The following is an 18157-nucleotide window of genomic DNA, read 5'->3' as shown; positions in this document are numbered from 1 at the left end:
GGCCGGCSGGCATCCTCCGCCGGCCCGGGTACGGATTCCAGCGCGTCGGCCAGGCGGCGCAGCCGGGCGGCGAGGAAGCTACGGGGCCTGGTTGCCGTCATCTGCCAGCTCCAGCCGGTCGAAAGCGAGGGTGAGCGATTCGATGGCGAGTTCATCGCCGAGCGCGTCCAGCGGGGTGCCGTGCCATTCGCACGGCCAGGCGCCGAAGAAGTCCCAGCGGCGGACATGGTCTGTGCCGGCTTCGTTGAGCAGCGCCAGCGACACGTCGCGCCGCTCCACCCGGCCCTTGACCGCAGTGAAGAGCCAGCGCAGCAGTTCGTCCGAGTCCGTCACGCCATACCAGAGCTTCACCGGCGGGTAGCTGACCTGCATGGGGATGGCCCGGACCACGCTGTTTTCGCCGCCCGCACGGAACAGCGCACGGTTGACGATGATGGCGAGGCCTTCCACCCGGGTGAACGCGGCCTGCATGAGGCCGTGGTCGATCAGCTTGAAGTTGTACGCGCGGTAGGGGTCGACGACGACGCCGGGCTGCGCGCTGGGTGCCTTGTCCGATGCCGGCATGTCAGGCTCCTGTGCTTTCGATTTCGGTCATGTTGGCGGACTGCATGAGCTTGAAGATGACGAACTCGGCAGGGCGGACCACGGAGATGCCGACGACGGCGACGATCTGGCCTTCGTTGCGCACTTCCGGCGGGTTGGTTTCCTCGTCGCACTTGACGAAGAAGGCTTCCTCGGGGGTCCGGCCGAGGAGGCCGCCATCGCGCCAGACGTTGGTCAGGAAGGAGCCGATGTCGCGGCGCAGCGATCCCCAGAGGGTGTAGTCGTTCGGTTCGAACACCGCCCACTTGGTGCCTTCGGCGATGGACTCCTTGATCATGTTGGTCAGCCGGCGCACGTTGATGTACCGGTATTCACCGGACTGCGGGGCGCGGGTGCGGGCACCCCAGACCACGAAGCCTTCGGGGAAGCGGCGGATGCAGTTGACTCCGGCGGGGTTGAGGATTTCCTGTTCGCCGCGCGTCACCTGGTGGACCACGTTGACGACCCCCTGGACAGGCTCGTTGGCCGGGGCCTTGTGCACGCCTCGGGAGGAATCCACCCGCGCCCAGATTCCCGCCATGTGGCCCGACGGCGGCTGGGTCACCATTTTTCCGGTGACCGGGTCCTGCACCACGATCCACGGGAAGTACTGCGCCGCGTAGCCCCCGGGGGATTGGGGCGCGCCGATCGGGCCGGTGCCTTCGGTGGAGGTCCGGCCGCCGCCACCGCCCCCGCCGGTCTCACCGTTGCCGTCCTCAGTCTCCTCGTCGCCGGAATCAGGAACCGGAGCTCCGCCCGCCTCGAGGAGGTCGTCGATGTCCGGCACGTCTTCCGGAGTGTCCAGGATGGCCAGGCGGTCCTGGCGCAACTCGTGTTCGCAGTGCTCCAGCAGCGCTGCGTAGTCCTGCGGCCGGGTGAAGCCCGGTGCGGCAACCATGGAGACGTTGTCCAGCGCTTCCAGCAGCCGAAGGCCCGTGGGTTTTGCTGCCGTGCCGGTGAGGTTGTCTCCGTCGCCGATATTAACGACGTAGCAGCGCCCGCCGCCGTTCGCGAAGAAACCGTAGACCGCGTTTGCCAGATGCGAGCCTTCGGTGGCATCGCCGATATAGGCGTCGGCGAACTGGGTCCAGTTGTCGATGGCCACGGCCTCGTCCAACCGGATCTGCGTCTTGGGGGCCTTGCCGATGAACGCGGCGATGCTGGTGCTGACCCGGCCGATGGTGCGCGGGCCGCTGGGTACTTCCTTGACATAGACGCCCGGCGCGAAATAGCTGGTCACGAGGTTCCTCTTTCATGGTCTGCGGGTTCCCATCGGAGCGTGACGGGAAGGTCCGTGCTCTCGGCGGACATTCGCCGGGCGGTGCCGTTGAATTCCACGGTGAAGTGCTGCGTCGGATCGTGGGTGGTCAGGAGTTCGAAGCGGCCGTCCGGTCCGCTGGCCGCGGTCCGGGCGGAGGCGTGGGCCCGGACCCGGGCGCTCGCGAGCGGTGTACCGTCCGGCCCGACAACGGTGCCGTGCAGCAGGCGGCCGGTGCCAAGCTGCAGGTGGAGCGGCTCGCGGACCGGCGGGCCGACGGGGACATCGAGCCGGACGGCAACCGGGATCCTAACCAGGAAGCTGAAAACCCCGGGTGCAGCAGTGCCGTGGTCGGCTGGCGCCACCCGGTAGCGGCCAGCCGACTCCAAGGCGGTGAGCAAGGTTTCGGTGTTCTCCAGCGCCTGCTCGCCCCGGCTGCTGACAGCTACAGTGAGCTCAAGGTCCAGCACCTCACCGGCGTGATGGGAACGGCTGGCCCGGTCGAGGGCCAGCGGGCGGATGCTGACCCGGCTTCCGTCGCCCGGGGAAGGATCTTCCGGGCTGGCGGAACCGTCATCCACGGAGACGCTGGAGGAAGACACGGCAGCCGAAACGAAAGCGGTGAAATCCTTCAGCGCCGTCCGTGCAAGACTCATCGTGGCTCTCCCTCACAGCCAGACATGGTGCTCGGTTGGCTAAAGGGTACTCCTGAAAAGCAAGGGCGTCACGGGCCGAAATGCGGCCCTTCTCCGGCTCGGTCCGGTGCGGGTTGCAAAGCGGTTCGGTCCGTGACCTTAGGCCCCCTGCAGTAGCGGAAAGGTTTCATTCACGGCTGCCGTTTTCGGGTCGTTGACGCAGGTTGCGGGTAGGGCCAGACTGCAAGAAGGGAACGGCGATCCGGGGCAAGGGGAGGCAGCCGTGTTCTTCCCGCATACGCCGCTCCGGCGGCACATTATGGCGTCGTGGTCCGCGCGGCCGCTGACTGCCTTGCTGGCGCTCGCCTTCCTGCTGTTCGGGTTCGCGGGGCCCGGCAATGCCCAAACCACGGACCAGCTGGGCCCGTCGGCACAGGCTGCTGAGGCTCCCCGGGCAGAGTTCGTGATGCTCTGCGACGGCTTCACCTGCACGATGGATGCATCTGCTTCCGTGGATCCGGACGGTGGCACCATCGAGAGCTTCCGGTGGGATGTCGAAGACGGCAGCCATGGCGAAGGTGTGGTCTGGGGGCATACGTTCAGCGCTCCGGGCGTCTACACCGTGCGCCTGACGGTGACCGATAACGACGGCGCCGAAGGAGTGTTGGAGCGGACCATCGAATTTGCCGGGCCGGATGGCAGCAGTCCACCACCTCCAACCACCGACGGCCCGGTCATTGTTCCGCCGACCGGGGTGGAAACTGGAGGCGGCACCTTGATCCCTGGACCAAGCCGCTCGCCGACAGACAGCCCGGAACCGACCGCCACGGAGTATCCGAACTCCGAAGCTCCCAGCACACCCGGTTCGGGGAACGCCGGCTCGCCCGGCCAGGAGGCCCAGCAAGTGCTGGACGAGTGCTTCGAAGGAAAGCTCGTTTTCCGGCCGCCGTCGCCCATGGTGCAGGGCGAAACCGAACAGTTCGCCGTGCGGGTGGCGTTCCGGGACTCTCCGGTCGATCCGGCTGAAGAGCTGCCGGGCGAAGGGCCGGTGGAGAGCCGGTTCCCCAGGCTCTGCGAACTGATGCGCGCAGAACTGACCGGCGACGGGATGGACATCAAGCTGACCAGTGGTGGCGACGACCTCATCGAACTGCCGTCGGAAGGCGTCGGCAGGTGGACATGGGACATCACGCCGCTCGAGGCCGGGACGAAGCAGATGGTCCTCACGATCTACACTCTGGGCAAGAGCGGCGGAAAGATCGAGGCGGCGACCCTCCAGGAAACCATTGAGGTCAAGGTCGGCATCGGGTACGTGCTCGGCACTACCGTGAAGGAGTGGGCTGACCCGCTGGGCATCACCATCCCGGTGCTGGTCGGGGCGGTCGGCGCGGCCTACCTGTGGTGGCGGCGCAAACACTACAAGCCGAAGCATGCGGCGAGCACGCCTGCGAGCGGCGGCGCCGAAGAGGACTCCGTCCCGAAGCTGCGGCGGCGTTTCGGCCGTCGGCGTGCCGTCTGACGCGGGCCGGTCAGGGGAGCCGCCAGCCGCCATAGATGGTTTTCGACGGCGGCGGGATGGATTCGCCGCAGGCCTCCTCGAACTCGAGCTCACCGGCAAGGTCGATGATCAGGCGCCGGTTCCCGTCTGCGTCCTGGCCGGCGTGCCCGGTACCAGGTGCGACGGCGGCACCGCGCCTTCCGGGCGCGGGATCCGGTTCCGGACACACCACCACGTGCAGCCGGGCGACGGCGGGAGCCTGTGCCGAAGCCTCGGCCCCGGCTCCTCCCGCAACCGCGGGCTGCCGGCACAAAGCCCACCATCCGCCGTCGTGCCGGTGGATGCCCGCCACCTGCGCTGACGGCGGAACGGAAAGCCACTCATGCGGCTCCACCGCCACCAAGCTGCTGCCGGCGGCGCCGGCATCAGGCACTGGCCGACCGGCGAGGACATCCATCGCCTCGCCGCCGGCAAGTTCCGCCAGCACGCCGACCAGGACGGGAACCGCGCCGGGCCGTGCCGTGAGTCCGATCCAGCAGGCCTCGCCGTCCGGCAGCCCGCAGATGAACGTTCCGTCCCCGGTGCCGCACAATGGCAGAGCGCCGGAGCTGGGCGGCCGGTGGGCCAGCACGCCGCCGTCCGGTGCCGGGAAGCGCTGGAAGGAGGCGGTGATGCCCTCCGCCAGAGCCAGTTCAAACATGGCCGTTCCGCAGGAGGTCGGCGGCCGAAGCGGGAATCAGCAGGCTTCCGGCCGCCAGGTTGCCCTGCAGGTCGGCGGCGCGGCCCTCGTCTTCGAGCCAGCGCCGGAGCTGGCGCGCGTGCAGCCGCTTGGCCCGTTCGTCCGCCGCCCAGGTCAGGAAGGGACCGAAATTCGTGACCGCGTGGACGCGCTGCCAGAGGGCTGCCGGAACCAGCAGCGGGTTCTCGTAGCTGGCCTGCACGATCAGCTGCCAGCCGTACCGGAAGATCGGGGGCACCGTCAGCGGCTCAGTGCGGCGCAGCGCCGGATCCGAACAGCGCAGCGAGAGCGCCGCGACGTCGGGATGCCAGTCGCCGACGAGCCCGGAAAGGCGGACGACGGCGGCATCGAACTGGGCATGCTGCGCCTGGGTTCCGCCGCTGGCGCCGTCCATCGCGATCAGCAGCAGGTAGCTGCCGATGATGCCAGCCATTGGGTCGTCGTACTCTTCCAGCAGCAGCTTCTGAAGTTCGGCGCCGTGCGGTTTCCCGAGCAGATCGCGCCCTTGGGCGAGGGCGAGTCGGACGGTTTCCAGAACCTTGTCCTCACCGGCCGGAGGCATGCTGCCGTCGCTACGCCGCATGAACACGGCAGCGTCCACGATCGGCACGATGTCATCCGGCGGGACGCCGGGCACCAGCAGGGCAGGGGAGCGCTGCAGCGCGATCTGCGTCAGCCAGCCTTCGCAGGCCATGACCGTGGCTTCGCCGGTCCGTCCGCTGCGGAAGGCGTGCCGGAGGAAGTAGGCGCCGGGCTCCAACGCGCGTTCCCAGACCGCCAGCGCATCCGCCCCTTCCGGCCGGTCCGTCCGGCCCTCCGCGGCCAGGTCCACCAGCACTGTGCCCTCGGGCGAAACCAGCTGCAGGCCCTCCAGCGGGCTGCCCGTTGCCGGCGGCGGCAGGTCCGGCTCCAGCCAGTAGCGGGCCAGCACCGAGAGCGCGCTCGCAGGCCGGCCGGCGCCGAGGGCCAGATCCTGCGGTGCCGCGGCCCTCAGGAACGGCTCCGCATGCGCGTCGCTGGACAGCGCGCTGCCGGGAATCGGGGCCGGCGAGGGAACTGCCGGCGCCGGAGCCGTGGCGGGCACCATGTCGGCATCGAGCAGGATGACCTGCTCGGACACGCTGGAGATGTCCCGCCCCAGCTCGATCCGGATCTTGTAGACGCCCGGCGCGTCGAATTCGTGCAGTTCCCCGGTGTCCGTGAAGACCCGCTGCAGGTTATGGTCCAGCACGGAGATGGTGGCCGCCGGATTGGCGGCGCGGACGTCGAGCCGGAAGAGCTGGGTGGGGTGCGGCGGCCGCACGCGCGCCCCGGTATCCGTCAGCCGGATCCGCTGCGCCCCCGCACCGGTGACCTGGAACCCCTGCCGCACTCCGGCGTCGGCAATTTCCGCCACATAGAGGCCGCGCACAAGTTCGCCTTGCCAGAAACTGCCGGTGTGTTTCTGGTTAACGACGGCGGCATGCGGCCTTCCGGTCCACAGTTTCAGGTCCTGCCCGGCCGCCTCAGGCGGGAAATCCAGCCGGACGGCGTACGTAGGCCGGCTGCGCAGCTTGCGGAAGAGGATGCCGGAATCGGCCCGGATGAATGGGTGCAGGTCCACCGCCGAGGCGCTGCGGGCGTGCTCCGGCAGGAACTCCGGCATCGTGTCGTGCAGGAAGGCCTTCAGGCTTTCTGCGGTGATCCGGCCATGCTCGTCCGTGGCCCCACCGCGCAGCCCCTGCAGCAGCGTGTAGCTGAACACGCCGTGCACCTTGCCGTCCGGCATGCGGTGCTCCAGCGCGCTCTTGGTCTGTGCGGCCACCGCCACGAAGGCCGGGCCTGGAACCCCGGTGCCGGTGCCTGCCCGGATGACGACGCTGCTGACCGGAATGGTCTGCTGGTGGGTCATGCAGCAGTCCATCCACAGCACGTACTCGCGGAAGCGCAGCGCCTTGCGGAAGCTGCGCAGCCAGTCGTAGGCGTAGACGTAGGTGGGGATGCTCAGCGTGGCCTCCGCGGTGAAGAGCGCGCCCTCCTCCAGCACCGGTGCGAAGCCGTGGCCGGAAAAGTAGAGGTAGAGCCGCCCGCCCATTGCGCCGGCGGTCTCTTCCTCAAGCCAACCCAGTGCTTTGCGGATGCGTGCTTCTTCCGGCTGGGGGTCCTCCGGGCTTGGCGCGAAGTCCCCGGACCGTATTACCCGCACGTTGTCCGGTTCCAGCGCGCCGCCGTCGGGGGAAAGGAGCCAGTCGCGGATGTCGAGGGCGTCCGTGTCCGGACCCTCCAGATCGGCCGTGCTGCCGGTCGCGGCGAATTTCGGGTACCGGGAGATGCCAACAACGACGGCGTAATCCGCCACCGTCCCCTCCTTACCTTGGCGGCCGCCTCACCAGGGATATGCGGACCGGATGAACTCCTTGTCGGTTGAGGACAGGCCGGAATTCAGGTCTGCCGAGAATCCGTCCAGCGTCCAGGACTGCGGGATCGGATACATCATGATGGAGTCTTTGTCCGTGTCCGTCCCCGTGACGTCCCCGGCGCTGTACTTGCGGAAGATGTTGTGTTCGATGGTCTGTTCATCCCAATTGTTCGGTGGCCCGGACAGATCCGCAATCACCGCGGCACGGTTCCACTGGATCGGCTTCTGCGGATTCTGGTGCTCATGGATCAGGCCCACCGCATGGCCGAACTCATGGAGCACAACCCGGCGCACGTCGTCGTCCGTTGACTCCGGTGTGAGCCAGCCGTAGTTCATGGTCGGTTCGCCTGCCGGGATCTGCTGTGCATGGGTGCCCAGGTAAGACCACGAGCCGTCGCCCTGCTGAAAGGCGATCCGGATATCGGCGTTCGCTTCCTCGGCCTCAAGGAACTTCAGGTTCGCCATATCCTGGCCGGTCCACTCCCGCGCCACGGCCAGCACACGTTGCTGGAGCTCCGGATCGCCCTCGAGGAAGCCCACCGTCAGCTGCGAGACATTCCACCTGGCCTCGTTGAGCAGCGCCGCCTTGGTGCGGCCCGACGTGTCCTGAACAGTGCGGACGGTGCAGAAGTGGTTCTTGTTCACGTTGTCCTGGCCCACCGGGTTCTCCTTCTTGTTCAAGGGCGCACGTCCGTGCACGGATGAAGGTGACCGCCGCAGCGGCGGCCGTCCCGCACAGAACTTGGCCCGGCGGGAACGCTGCCGGTGTAGCACCGCCTGCGTTACTGCCGCATCACCAAGAGCACTTCACCCGGACAGGCACGCAAAGACGGCGGCCGCGGAAGGCTCAATAACCGTACCCGCCGGTTTCTTTGGCGTTTTCGGCCTCGGCCTCGCCCTTGACGTTTTCGGAGTCGGGGCCTTTTGCCTTGGTCGGATCGTTGCTTTCGCTCTCCGCGCTCCCGGCGGGCTCCGGTTCGCGGGGATGTACCGATTCGTCCTCGGAGGGGTCGGTGTAGTCGTTGCCAGTGCTCATGACAATCTCCTTTGAACGGCATGCGGGCTGATTGGTTCAGCTAAACAGACGGCCCCGCCACTGTCTACGGAAGCGGCCGTTCCAGCCGCAGGCCCTGGCTGGTGCCGGGTGGTTCCCGCGCACGGTAGGAACGAGCCCCGATTCCCCTGTTCATCCCGGCTGTTTCCCTGCCATTCTGTAATTGCGGGGCCGTGAGTTGGAACGAAGGAGTTCAGCGATGGGATCGGCAAGCGGCAGGATCGTTGTAGGCGTGGACGGATCCGCGGGTTCGGTGGCGGCACTGCGGATGGCGGCGCGGCTTGCGCCGGCGTTCGAGACCGGGATCCACGCGGTGGTGTGCTGGCATTTCCCGCGGATCTACGAGGGCTACGTTCCGCCGGATTTCGAAGCGTTCGAGGCGTCGGCGAAAAAGAAACTCGAGGCTGCGCTGGAGCAGGCCTTCGGTGACGAGCCGCCGGCGGATCTGACCACCGAACTGGTTCGCGGTCCGGCGCCGGAGATGCTGGTCGAAGCCGGCGCGGAGGCCGTCATGCTGGTGGTCGGACGGCGCGGCCATGGCGGGCTCCGGGGCATGCATCTGGGCTCGGTGAGCACGGCCTGTGTTTCCCATGCGGCCTGCCCGGTGCTGGTCCTGCACGAGGACGGAAAGGTCCACAGCCGGCGGGGCCACCGGCACGAACGCGAACACGGCTGACCCTACGCCACCGCCCCTGAATTTGGGAGGTGTGGAGCCCGCTGTTCCCCAACGCGCCAGGCTCCACACACGTTCCCCAACCAGCACCAGCGCCTCCGCCCCCTCCCCAATACGGGGCGGTTCTGTTGATGCGTCAAAATCAATGTAACGATGCAGCTCCGGAGCCGAGTAGGGTCAAAGGTCCCCTGTCCGCTTGGTGCCATTGTCCACTTCCGGACAGAGCCCCACGATGGACTCATTCCTACGTGCGAGGGAGCCGACCATGGAAACGTCCGCCTACGCCATCGTGCATTCGCGACGGCACACTGATGCCGCAGCTGCAGAAAGGTGTGGAGGGCGGATTTACCACGATGCCCGAGGCCATGGATACCGCTGCAGAACCTGATGATGTGAGTGTCTCACTAGTGACCCACTAACGACGGCGGGTGGTTGCGTAACGCGGCCACTCGCCGTCGTTGTAGTAGGCGTCATCTTGGCTCGTGCCCGGCCGACATTGATCTTCAGAGGGCTTCCGGTGAGCGGGTCCACGTAGCCTTGCCGATTCCTGCCGCGTGCACCGATGGCCCAGGCAACCCAAGCCAGCAGTGCGACCAGACCGAGGTCGGGAAAGAACGAGAGCTGGACCAATGGGGGGCCGAGCGGATTCTTCGGGATGAACTCCCGGTGCCTTTGATGCGAACACGGGATGGCATGGACCGTGACGTGCTCCACAGCCGCGGATTTGGGCGTATCACCCCATGGAACGTTTTCCTGTGCACACAATGGGGGCACCAAGGAGAACGGAGGAAGCATCATGCGTGGAAGCAACCTTATCTGGACCATTGTCGGCATCCTGCTTGCGATTGCACTGATCATCTGGATCGTCTCGGCAGTCTAGAGACGTTCTCACGGAAACGGAGGAGCCCCGGCCATGCGTTGGCCGGGGCTCCTCCTTTTGGGTGAGACTGGTGCCAGCACATTCACCGATTGACAGGGAGAATCCATGAGCCCCTCTGCGGCTGCGATCAAGACGATCACTTTTCCGGACCGGGACCTGCTGGAGGCTGTGGGGCCGCTGCCGGCGGGCATCCGCGGCGCGGTGTGGGACTTCGCGGCTGCACCCGACGGGCTGGACGTGGCCGATGTCGATGGCGTGGTGCTGCCGTACTTGAATGCTGGTGCGGTGCTTGGGGCGCTGAGCCGGGCCGGGAACCTGAAATTCGTGCAGGCGCAGACGACCGGCGTCGACGGGATCCGCGAGGCGGTGGGCGACGGCGTGGCGATCGCCAGTGCTGCCGGCGTGCACGCGGCGTCGACGGCGGAGCTGGCGGTCGGCCTGGTGCTGGCGTCGCTGCGCGGCATCGATACGGCGGTGCGGGACCAGCTGGAGGGGCGGTGGCGGCACGAGCGGCGCGCGTCGCTGGCTGACCGGCGGGTCCTGCTGGTTGGCGTGGGCGGAATCGGGGCGGAGATCGCCAAGCGCCTGCTTCCGTTCGAGGTGGAACTCACCCGGGTGGGCACGCAGGCAAGGGACGACGACGAGGGGCACGTGCACGGCGCGGACGAGCTGGTCCAGCTGGCCGGAGCCACCGACGTGATGATCGTGATCACGCCGCTGACCGACGCGACGCGGGGCCTGATCAATGCGGAGGTGCTGGCGGCCCTGCCGGACGGCGCCCTCGTGGTGAACGTGGCGCGCGGCGCTGTTGTCGATTCCGACGCCTTGACGGCCGAAGTTGTTTCCGGGCGGCTCAAGTGCGCCATTGACGTCTTCGACCCCGAGCCGATCCCTGCCGACCATCCGCTGTGGAAGGCCGAGAACGCGCTCATCACTCCGCACGTCGGCGGCGACACCTCCGCCTTCGAACCGCGGATCGTCCGGCTGCTCCAGCGTCAGCTCGAGGCGCTCAGCAACGGCAACGAACCGCAGAACCTGGTGCACCCGGGCCGGATCTGGGGCTGACGCTCCGGAATCGCTTTCCTCAAGATTGGCTCAAGTTGCGTGCCGCGGCGTGTCTGGAGCCGCCGGTTCTGTAGCGTCCTCAGTGGCTCCGTGAGGCTTCCCGTGTCTTCACGGCGCCCGTCACGTGCCGGCGCGAGCCGGCGCGGGACGACCGGCCCTTCCCCGGAGCGCTGCCCTGCCTGCTTTCCCCCACGTTAGGGCAGGGCAGCGCGTGGGGCCGGCCGAAGCGCGAGCTGCCGACGGAGCGTAGGAAACGGAACCGCGGGCGGCTGCGAAACGCAGCCACCCGCCGTCGTTGTTTTCCCCGTTGTCCGGTCCTAGGTGAGGACGAAGACGCGGACAAGCACGGCGTCCCTGGTGGGTTTCAGGGAGTTGAGCGTGCCGACCAGGATGCGTCGGTTGAGCCAGTCGTGCGGGCCGGTGGGCGCGCTGACGGTCAGGAATGAGCGGGCGTAGCGCTGGTCCGGGGCGGGCTGGTCGATCAGCACGTTGTTGACCACGTTGAGGACGGCGCCGTCATCGGTGCGCAGTTCGTACGTGGCCTCGAGCATGCGGATGCCGTCGCCGCGCACAAGCTGGCGGTCGGCGCCGCCCGCTTCCACGGTGCCGCTGATGCGCGGTCCTTTGAACCTGCCGCCGGTAATGGGCACGATGCGGCGGCCCCCGAGCGGACCGGCGCCGAGGTCCTCGCTGGGTGCGATATCCACGACGGCCTCGAAGGCGAGTTCCGCGCCGACCTGGTCCATGGGGACGCTGGCCAGCAGGTCGCTGAACTTCTTGTCCGTCAGGGTCGGCGCGGAGCCCTTGTTGGCGGCGGTGGCCGGCGCGGCGGCGGCAAGGCCCGCGAGTGAGGCGATGCCGGCGCCCAGCATGGTGCGCCGCTGGAATGTGCTGCTCATGTGGATCCTCCTTTCGTCAGCGGCTTAGCGGCCGGTCCAGTCGCGGTCGTTGATGAACTCGTCCGGGCGGAAATCGACGAACGCGGCGCCGTCCAAGTTCAGGGATGCGGCCTTGCGCTGCAGCTCGGAGGTCTTGGCGACGTTGGCCCAACGGCCTGTTTCCAGGCGCTCGTCCATGGCTTCGATGGCGGCGATGTTCTCGGCGACGGTGAACGTGCAGTGTCCTTCGCGGTCGATGAAGGCCTGGCGGAACAGGGAGTTCCCGCCCGATTGACGGACGGTCTCGGCGTATTCCTCCTGGTACTCGACCGGGGCGAGCAGATCGACAAGCGTATGCGTGGCGAGCAGCGGGACCTGCAGTTCGCCGGAGGGGGTGGAGGTGCGCAGCATCCAGTCGAGGCCTTCCTCGTCCGGCGTGATGTCGGCGTTGGCCGTGATGGTGGCGACGTCCGCGGAAAGGTCCAGGCCGGCGAGGCTGTACATGTGCTCGACCTGCTGGCGCTGGTCCGAGGAGCGGAGGAGCTTGGCGTAGTCGACGCCGGCGGTCCAGCCGCTGTCGCCGCCGGCGGCGTTGACGATGGTGTGGCGGCGCGAGATGACGGTGGGGAGAGTATCCAGCACCAGTTGCGCCTGAGCGGCGGCCAGCGTTTTGGGATTGTCGACGTCGACGCCGTCGAGTTCAGTGGGCGTGTTCAGCAAGGCGGCGACCAGGGCGATCCGTGCCTTGCCCTCGTCGGTCTGCAGGGCCTGCTCGAGTGCCCCGGTGAGCAGGGCGATGGTCTGGTCGGATTCATCCGGGGTGGTGAAGCCGGTCAGTTGGACGTCCAGGCCGGGGAGGACGAGTTCGGCGGCCGCGTGCGCTGCGTCGAGCTGGTAGTTGTTCAGGGCGACGCCGCCGCCGACCAAGCCACAGGTGCTGACCGCGCCATCGATGCCCGCGCCGGGGATCTCGGCCATCATGCTGGTCACCAGACCACCCATGGAACGGCCGACGGCGATGACCCGGTCCGCTTCGCCGAACTGCTTTTCGAAGGCCGCCATCGTGTCCAGTTGGTCCTGCGCTGCGGTCTCCAGCGCCCAGCCGGTTCCGGCGTACGACGACGAGGCCACGGCGTAGCCGCGGCGGATCAGTTCGTTCGCGGTCGGGGCAAAGCTGTTGTCCCAGGCCGGGTTGGCGGGCCCCGGACGGAAGCCGTGCGCGAACAGCACCAGCTTGCGGTTCCAGTCCTGAGGCACTTCGGCGCGCCAAGTGGCGCCGTTGTCGAGAGTGCCCGTCGCTACTTTCGGGGCAGCTTGGACGGCAGCAGCGGGGGAGGGGCTGCCGCCATCGGCCGGTGCGGCGACTGCAGCGGGGAGGGCAGCGGAAGCGGCCAGGACGGCGGAGAGGGCGGTTGCCGAAACAATCATGCGGCAGCGCTGGCGCTTGGAAGGGGTCATTGGGGAACCTCACTGTAGATCGTTTAAACGAACAACTAATGCTTATCCGAATAGTTGATTGTGTCAACGGTCACATTAGTGTTGCCCTGAGGTATTTCGATTCCCGCTGGAATTCGTTGACGGGCAACGGGCCCGGCGGTGTACTTGAAGCGGAGCAGTGCAGATGCCGGAGAGCGGCCGGCCGCACATCGGATTGGGCCGCCTGATGATGGGAGGCCGAAATGGGAGACGCACGCGAGGTGATGGACCGCCTGACCGCCGCTGTCATGGCAAAGGATGCAGAGACGCTGGCCGGATGCTACGCCGAGGACGCCGTCGTCACCGCGCCGGGCGAAGACGAGATAACTGGCCGCGACGCCGCCGTGGACTTCCTGCTGCAGATGGCGCAGGGTTTCCCGGACGCAAACTTCGAGTACCTGGACAAGCACGAGTCCGGCGACGTCGCGATCGACGAGGGCTACTTCACCGGGACGAACACGGAGCCGCTGCCGCTGCCATCGGGGGAGACGGTGGAGCCGACGGGAAGGTCCGTCAGGCTCCGGGCCTGCGACGTCGCGCGGGTCGAGGGCGGCCGGGTCACGTCCCACCACTTCTATTGGGACAACATGGAGTTCCTGGGACAGCTCGGCCTGCTCCCGGCGCCTGACCCGGGCGCGCTTTGAGGCGCTGCGGAAGGGCGGGTCCAGGGGCTAGGGCCCGCTCCTAGTCGTCTGCCCCGCCGCCGTCCTCTTGCTCGGCCCCGCCCTCTTCACCGTCGCCGTTGTCCCCGTTGCCTCCAGGGTTGTCTTCTTGCTCCTGCTGAATATCCCCGTTGGACGTGTCTTCCTGGTTCGGATCGTCACAGCCGGTGATGAGCAATGCGAGCAAGGCGAGGAGCGTAGCGAGGCTCTTGGAAACCTTCGTCGCCATGAGTGCCTTTCGATCGACCTTCGAAACGTGGCTACCCCACCACAGTAAGGGCGGGTGCTGGGAACGCGATACAGGAAAGCATCAGGGCCGGGGTCACCGGGATTGAAGGCACTGGGCGGTGACGATGAAGGAGTGAGGTTCCGGCGAACGATAGCGGAGGGGAGAAACAGGATGGGCCTTGATGAGCGGCGGCGGGATGTCGTCAGGCCGGATGCCTCGCTGGCTGTCTATGACTACGGTTTGCCGGCGGATGCCGACGCCCCTACCATTCTTTTCGTCCACGGCTATCCGGATGACCACTCGGTCTTCAGTTCGGCCATCACCGACCTCGGGGCCGATCATCGCGTCCTTGCCTACGACACCCGCAATGCCGGCGCATCGCGGGTGCCTGTTGCCCGCCGCATTTCCTACCGCCTCCCGGTCCTGGTCGACGACCTTTTCGCGGTACTCGAAGCCTGCGGGGCGCCGGCAGTCCACGTAGTGGGGCATGACTGGGGATCCATTCAGGGCTGGGCAGCCGTACAGGACGCGCGATCGCATGCGCGCATCCTGAGCTTCACCAGCATTTCAGGGCCAGACCTGCGGCACTTCCGCCACTGGTTCCGCCACCGGCTGTCCAGGCCGGTGTTGTGGCGGCAATTGCTAGGTCAGGCCTTGCGCAGCTCCTATGTGGCCTTCTTCCAGCTGCCGGTCCTGCCGGAGCTGGCCTGGCGTGCGGTGCTGAGCCGGTGGTATAAGCGTCTTTCCGGCCGGTCCATTGGCGACGACGGAGCCCGCGGCGTGGCGTTGTACCGCGCGAATTTGTTTTGGCCCCAGCAGCCAACCGCCCGCCTCACCATCCCGGTCCAGGTGATTGTGCCCCGGCAGGACCCGTTCCTTTCGCCGCACCTGGTCGACGGTCTGCAGAGCTGGGTGACGAAGCTGCGGATTACCGAAGTGGATGCAGGGCACTGGTGGCCGGCCGAGCAGGGCTCCGAGCTGGCCGCGCTGATGAGGGACTGGATCGGAAGCAATCAGGTTTAGTGCGCCTCGGAGCGCTAGCAGGTGTTGAACGCGGAACAGGCGCCGTGACCGGGCCTCCTGGCGGTTGTGGATAACTCTGACGGGCGGCACGGTGAACGGTTACTATCGAACGGGGCGTCAGGAATCGGATTTTCTGCAGATGCCCGGTCCTGCTTCTGCCTGCCTTGAGGATGTCCATGTCTGTGCTCCGTCTCCCGCGGCTGTTTTCCGGTGCCGCGGTTCTGTGTGCCGCGGTCCTGGCCGGCGGTCTGGTCGCCGTGCCGGTGGAGGCGGCAGGGAAAGTGCTTCCGGTGGCGGCGGAAGAGGCAGCTCCGGCAGTGCTGACCGGGGCAGGTAACGACGACGGTGGGCCAGCGGCCGGTCGGTTCATCGTGAAGTTCAAGGAGCGGGCCGTTCGGAGTTCAGCGGGCCGGAGCCGGGCGTACGGGCTGACGGCCAAGGCGCTGCGTGTCTCGGTCGAGGAGATCCGGCGGACGGCGACGGGGGCGCACGTGGTCGCGGTCGATGAGCCGCTCGACGGGGAGCAGGCAGAAAGGCTGGTGTCCGCGCTCGAGGCAAGTCCCGACGTCGTTTATGTGGAACCGGACCGGCTGATGCAGCCGGCGGCGCTGGCTCCGGACGACGCGCTGTACGGGCAGCAGTGGAACCTGAAAGAGGAGCGTGCGGGCATGCGCGTGCCCGGTGCATGGGACGTGAGTACCGGGGACGGCGCGGTGGTCGCCATCGTCGATACCGGGATTACTGAGCACAGCGACCTGGCCGGGAAGGTCCTGCCCGGCTACGACATGATTGCCGACGTCGAGATGGCGCGGGACGGGAACGGCCGCGATGCTGATGCGCGCGATGAGGGGGACTGGTACGGCGACGGCGAGTGCGGTGCCGACGCCGGCGGCGGGAACTCGTCCTGGCATGGCACGCATGTTGCGGGGACGGTCGCGGCCGTGACCGGCAACGGCAAGGGCGTCGCGGGCATCGCGCCGGATGCCCAGATCCTGCCGGTGCGCGTGCTCGGGGCCTGCGGCGGGTTCACCTCGGACATCTCCGATGCCATCATCTGGGCGGCAGGCGGAGACGTCGCCGGGACGCCTGTCAATCCCTATCCGGCGCAGGTCATCAACCTGTCACTGGGCGGCGGCTGGAGGTGCTCGGCAACGACGCAGGAGGCGATCAACTACGCGGTCAGTGCCGGGGCGGCCGTCGTGGCGGCGGCGGGAAACGAGGGCATCGACGCGGCGGAGTCCAGCCCGGCGAACTGCAACAACGTCATCGCGGTGGGAGCCAGCGCACGCGACGGCAAACGGGCACACTACTCCAACTACGGCTCCAGAATCGATGTGATGGCCCCGGGCGGCGACATGGCGGCCGCTCAAGCGAACGGCATTGTCTCGACGTCCAACGCCGGGGAGACCGGGCCCGGCGCCGAGCAGTACGCGCATGCCGAGGGCACTTCGATGGCGGCACCGCATGTTGCCGGGGTGGCGGCCTTGCTCATGTCGCCCGCCGGCGGAGGCCTGTCGCCGGCCGACGTAGAGAAGCGGCTGAAGGCGACGGCGCGGCCGCTGGCGACGGCGTGTTCGCTGGGCTGCGGCGCGGGCCTGGTGGATGCGACGGCGGCACTCACCGGAGCGGTGCCGGCGACGCAGCCGGCTACACCGTCGATCCGGCCCGGGGACCTGGTGGCATTCGATCGGGAGGGCCAGCTCTGGAACTACGGCAAGAGCGGTTCCTCCGCAACTCGGAAGCTGATTGGGCGCTCCGGCTGGACGACGATGGACGAGATCCACACGGCGGACTGGAACGACGACGGGTACGTGGACATCATCGCGAAAACGAAGGCCGGGCAGCTCTACTTCTACAAGGCCGCTCGCACCGGCGGGTTCTCGCGCTCGCTGATCGGCGGCAGCGGTTGGGCGCCGCTGGACCTGACGGTCACGCGCTGGCGGAGCGGTGATGAATATCCGTCCATCCTCGCGAAGGACACACGGAACGGGCGGCTCTACGTGTACGGCAATGCGTCCGGGTCCACGCTGTCGTCGCGCTACGTGCTGGGCAGCAGCGGGTGGGCCGACTACGTGCTGACCGCGATGGACTGGGACAAGGACGGCCGCAGGGACATCGTGGCCAAGACACCGGCGGGGCAGCTGAAGCTGTACCGGGGCGACGGCACGGGCGGTTTCGCCAGCGGGTTCCGCATGATCATCGGCAGTTCCGGCTGGAACGGCATGCGCAACATCGTCAGCTCCAACGGGTTCGGCGGCACGGGCACGAACGGGCTGTTCGCCCGCGACAGCAAGGGCACGCTTTGGTACTACCAGGCGAACCGGAGCAGCTGGGCCAAGCGGACGCTCGTCGGCACCGGCTGGAGCAGCTACCACGTGGCGGGGCAGTAATTCGGCTGCAGGCTCCACAGCGGAAGGGAGGCCGCCCGCGGCTACCGGAGTACCGTCGTCGTACCTTGGGAAAAACTGGGGTAGGACTGGGGTGGTCAAAGCTTTCAGTTCTCGACTACTCTTCTCCCGGGGGAATGTTCACGGCTTGCCGGGCACAGCCCTGTAGCTCGGAGCCGTGCCGCGGTTCCGCTGACCTTGGGGGATCGCACCTTGAAACAACATCTCGCTGCGCTCGTGGCCGCCGGAGTCCTGGCTGCTGGCATCACTTTTCCTGCCGCCGGACCGGCCGTTGCGTCTGAGGAGATAACGACGACGGCGGAGGGCTCGCCTTCACCTCTGGCGACCGCGTCGGCGACGCAGGTAGCGCAGCCGGCCGTCGAACTTGAGATCCTGAAGCGCACGGCGGACCATCCCGAGCTCAAGTTTGCGGGCCGGGCCGACCGTGCTGCCGGGAAGACCATCACGATCGAGATCTACCGTGACGGCGAGTGGAAGAAGCTCTGGACGTCCACGGTCCTCGACAGCGCTGCCGCCGATTTCGAACACACCCACAAGCTCACCGAAACCGGCACGCTGAAGTACCGCGCCGCCGTCGACGGTACGACGGTGGTCTCGGAAACCGTGGAGGCCGCGTGGACCCGGCCGGTTCCGAGCCAGCCGGGCCCGAGCCAGCCGGCGCCGACGACGTCGCCTGTGCCCACGCAGGAGCCGACGCAG

At 67.7% G+C, this 18157-nt stretch carries 17 protein-coding genes; 7 read left to right on the top strand and 10 right to left on the bottom strand.

The window, feature by feature from the left end; translation table 11 throughout:
* Positions 1-78: 78 nt before the first annotated feature.
* From D477_RS09525 to D477_RS21150, 3 genes are read right to left on the bottom strand one after another with little or no spacing between them, the layout of a single operon-like run.
* Positions 79-564, bottom strand: coding sequence for a phage tail protein (locus D477_RS09525; RefSeq protein WP_005268820.1), 486 nt, complete (start codon positions 562-564; stop codon positions 79-81).
* Position 565: 1 nt separating this feature from the next.
* Complete coding sequence (locus D477_RS09520; protein WP_005268819.1) at positions 566-1822, bottom strand: phage tail sheath family protein; 1257 nt, start codon at positions 1820-1822, stop codon at positions 566-568.
* The gene (locus D477_RS21150) at positions 1819-2496 is read right to left on the bottom strand and encodes a carboxypeptidase regulatory-like domain-containing protein (protein ID WP_005268818.1); all 678 of its coding nucleotides are present in this window, start codon (positions 2494-2496) and stop codon (positions 1819-1821) included. The genes D477_RS09520 and D477_RS21150 overlap by 4 nt, the downstream gene beginning before the upstream one ends.
* Positions 2497-2758: 262 nt before the next feature.
* Here D477_RS21150 and D477_RS09510 point away from each other — a divergent pair, with 262 nt between their 5' ends.
* The gene (locus D477_RS09510; RefSeq protein ID WP_005268817.1) at positions 2759-3994 is read left to right on the top strand and encodes a PKD domain-containing protein; all 1236 of its coding nucleotides are present in this window, start codon (positions 2759-2761) and stop codon (positions 3992-3994) included.
* A gap of 10 nt (positions 3995-4004) precedes the next feature.
* Here the strand turns inward: D477_RS09510 and D477_RS09505 are convergent, their stop codons facing one another.
* From D477_RS09505 to D477_RS09490, 4 genes are all read right to left on the bottom strand, one after another.
* A complete protein-coding gene (locus D477_RS09505) occupies positions 4005-4673 on the bottom strand; it encodes a hypothetical protein (protein ID WP_005268816.1) in 669 nt (222 codons plus the stop codon).
* Positions 4666-7050, bottom strand: coding sequence for a caspase family protein (locus tag D477_RS09500; protein ID WP_005268815.1), 2385 nt, complete (start codon positions 7048-7050; stop codon positions 4666-4668). The genes D477_RS09505 and D477_RS09500 overlap by 8 nt, the downstream gene beginning before the upstream one ends.
* A 27-nt stretch (positions 7051-7077) precedes the next feature.
* Complete coding sequence (locus tag D477_RS09495) at positions 7078-7791, bottom strand: matrixin family metalloprotease (RefSeq protein WP_202804090.1); 714 nt, start codon at positions 7789-7791, stop codon at positions 7078-7080.
* Between the two features lie 166 nt (positions 7792-7957).
* Positions 7958-8146 (bottom strand): hypothetical protein, encoded by a 189-nt coding sequence (locus D477_RS09490; RefSeq protein WP_005268813.1) that lies wholly within the window; start codon positions 8144-8146, stop codon positions 7958-7960.
* Between the two features lie 217 nt (positions 8147-8363).
* Here D477_RS09490 and D477_RS09485 point away from each other — a divergent pair, with 217 nt between their 5' ends.
* Both D477_RS09485 and D477_RS09480 read left to right on the top strand, forming a co-directional pair.
* Entirely contained in the window at positions 8364-8840 is a 477-nt protein-coding gene (locus D477_RS09485; RefSeq protein ID WP_005268812.1) for a universal stress protein, read from the top strand.
* 982 nt (positions 8841-9822) lie between these two features.
* Positions 9823-10782, top strand: coding sequence for a 2-hydroxyacid dehydrogenase (locus tag D477_RS09480; protein WP_005268811.1), 960 nt, complete (start codon positions 9823-9825; stop codon positions 10780-10782).
* Positions 10783-11099: 317 nt separating this feature from the next.
* Here the strand turns inward: D477_RS09480 and D477_RS09475 are convergent, their stop codons facing one another.
* Together D477_RS09475 and D477_RS09470 are read right to left on the bottom strand one after the other, a co-directional pair.
* Entirely contained in the window at positions 11100-11681 is a 582-nt protein-coding gene (locus tag D477_RS09475) for a DUF3237 domain-containing protein (RefSeq protein WP_005268810.1), read from the bottom strand.
* A 24-nt stretch (positions 11682-11705) separates the two neighbouring features.
* Positions 11706-13118, bottom strand: coding sequence for an alpha/beta hydrolase family protein (locus D477_RS09470; RefSeq protein WP_005268809.1), 1413 nt, complete (start codon positions 13116-13118; stop codon positions 11706-11708).
* Between the two features lie 221 nt (positions 13119-13339).
* Between D477_RS09470 and D477_RS09465 the strand changes: the two genes are divergently transcribed.
* Positions 13340-13780, top strand: coding sequence for a nuclear transport factor 2 family protein (locus D477_RS09465; RefSeq protein ID WP_005268808.1), 441 nt, complete (start codon positions 13340-13342; stop codon positions 13778-13780).
* Between the two features lie 40 nt (positions 13781-13820).
* On the opposite strand, the gene D477_RS09460 is transcribed toward D477_RS09465, so the two are convergent.
* The gene (locus D477_RS09460) at positions 13821-14027 is read right to left on the bottom strand and encodes a hypothetical protein (protein ID WP_005268807.1); all 207 of its coding nucleotides are present in this window, start codon (positions 14025-14027) and stop codon (positions 13821-13823) included.
* Between the two features lie 240 nt (positions 14028-14267).
* Between D477_RS09460 and D477_RS09455 the strand changes: the two genes are divergently transcribed.
* The 3 genes from D477_RS09455 to D477_RS09445 form a co-directional block, all read left to right on the top strand.
* A complete protein-coding gene (locus D477_RS09455; protein ID WP_237740745.1) occupies positions 14268-15050 on the top strand; it encodes an alpha/beta fold hydrolase in 783 nt (260 codons plus the stop codon).
* Positions 15051-15226: 176 nt separating this feature from the next.
* Positions 15227-17440, top strand: coding sequence for a S8 family peptidase (locus D477_RS09450; RefSeq protein WP_005268805.1), 2214 nt, complete (start codon positions 15227-15229; stop codon positions 17438-17440).
* 210 nt (positions 17441-17650) lie between these two features.
* The coding region (locus tag D477_RS09445; RefSeq protein ID WP_202804089.1) for a hypothetical protein at positions 17651-18157 on the top strand (507 nt) is incomplete at its 3' end.

Origin of the sequence: Arthrobacter crystallopoietes BAB-32 (assembly GCF_000328305.2) — a bacterium.
GTDB classification, from domain to species: Bacteria; Actinomycetota; Actinomycetes; order Actinomycetales; family Micrococcaceae; genus Crystallibacter; species Crystallibacter crystallopoietes_A.
Note: the sequence above shows the minus strand (reverse complement) of the source record. Positions and strands in the feature narration are given on the sequence as shown.

Bases quoted from the DNA above. Each gene is read 5' to 3' on its own strand.
- D477_RS21150 (WP_005268818.1), bottom strand. From the start codon at position 2,496: ATGAGTCTTGCACGGACGGCGCTGAAGGATTTCACCGCTTTCGTTTCG.
- D477_RS09490 (WP_005268813.1), bottom strand. From the start codon at position 8,146: ATGAGCACTGGCAACGACTACACCGACCCCTCCGAGGACGAATCGGTA.
- D477_RS09485 (WP_005268812.1), top strand. From the start codon at position 8,364: ATGGGATCGGCAAGCGGCAGGATCGTTGTAGGCGTGGACGGATCCGCG.
- D477_RS09450 (WP_005268805.1), top strand. From the start codon at position 15,227: ATGTCTGTGCTCCGTCTCCCGCGGCTGTTTTCCGGTGCCGCGGTTCTG.
- D477_RS09465 (WP_005268808.1), top strand. From the start codon at position 13,340: ATGGGAGACGCACGCGAGGTGATGGACCGCCTGACCGCCGCTGTCATG.
- D477_RS09460 (WP_005268807.1), bottom strand. From the start codon at position 14,027: ATGGCGACGAAGGTTTCCAAGAGCCTCGCTACGCTCCTCGCCTTGCTC.
- D477_RS09480 (WP_005268811.1), top strand. From the start codon at position 9,823: ATGAGCCCCTCTGCGGCTGCGATCAAGACGATCACTTTTCCGGACCGG.
- D477_RS09475 (WP_005268810.1), bottom strand. From the start codon at position 11,681: ATGAGCAGCACATTCCAGCGGCGCACCATGCTGGGCGCCGGCATCGCC.
- D477_RS09470 (WP_005268809.1), bottom strand. From the start codon at position 13,118: ATGACCCCTTCCAAGCGCCAGCGCTGCCGCATGATTGTTTCGGCAACC.
- D477_RS09505 (WP_005268816.1), bottom strand. From the start codon at position 4,673: ATGTTTGAACTGGCTCTGGCGGAGGGCATCACCGCCTCCTTCCAGCGC.
- D477_RS09525 (WP_005268820.1), bottom strand. From the start codon at position 564: ATGCCGGCATCGGACAAGGCACCCAGCGCGCAGCCCGGCGTCGTCGTC.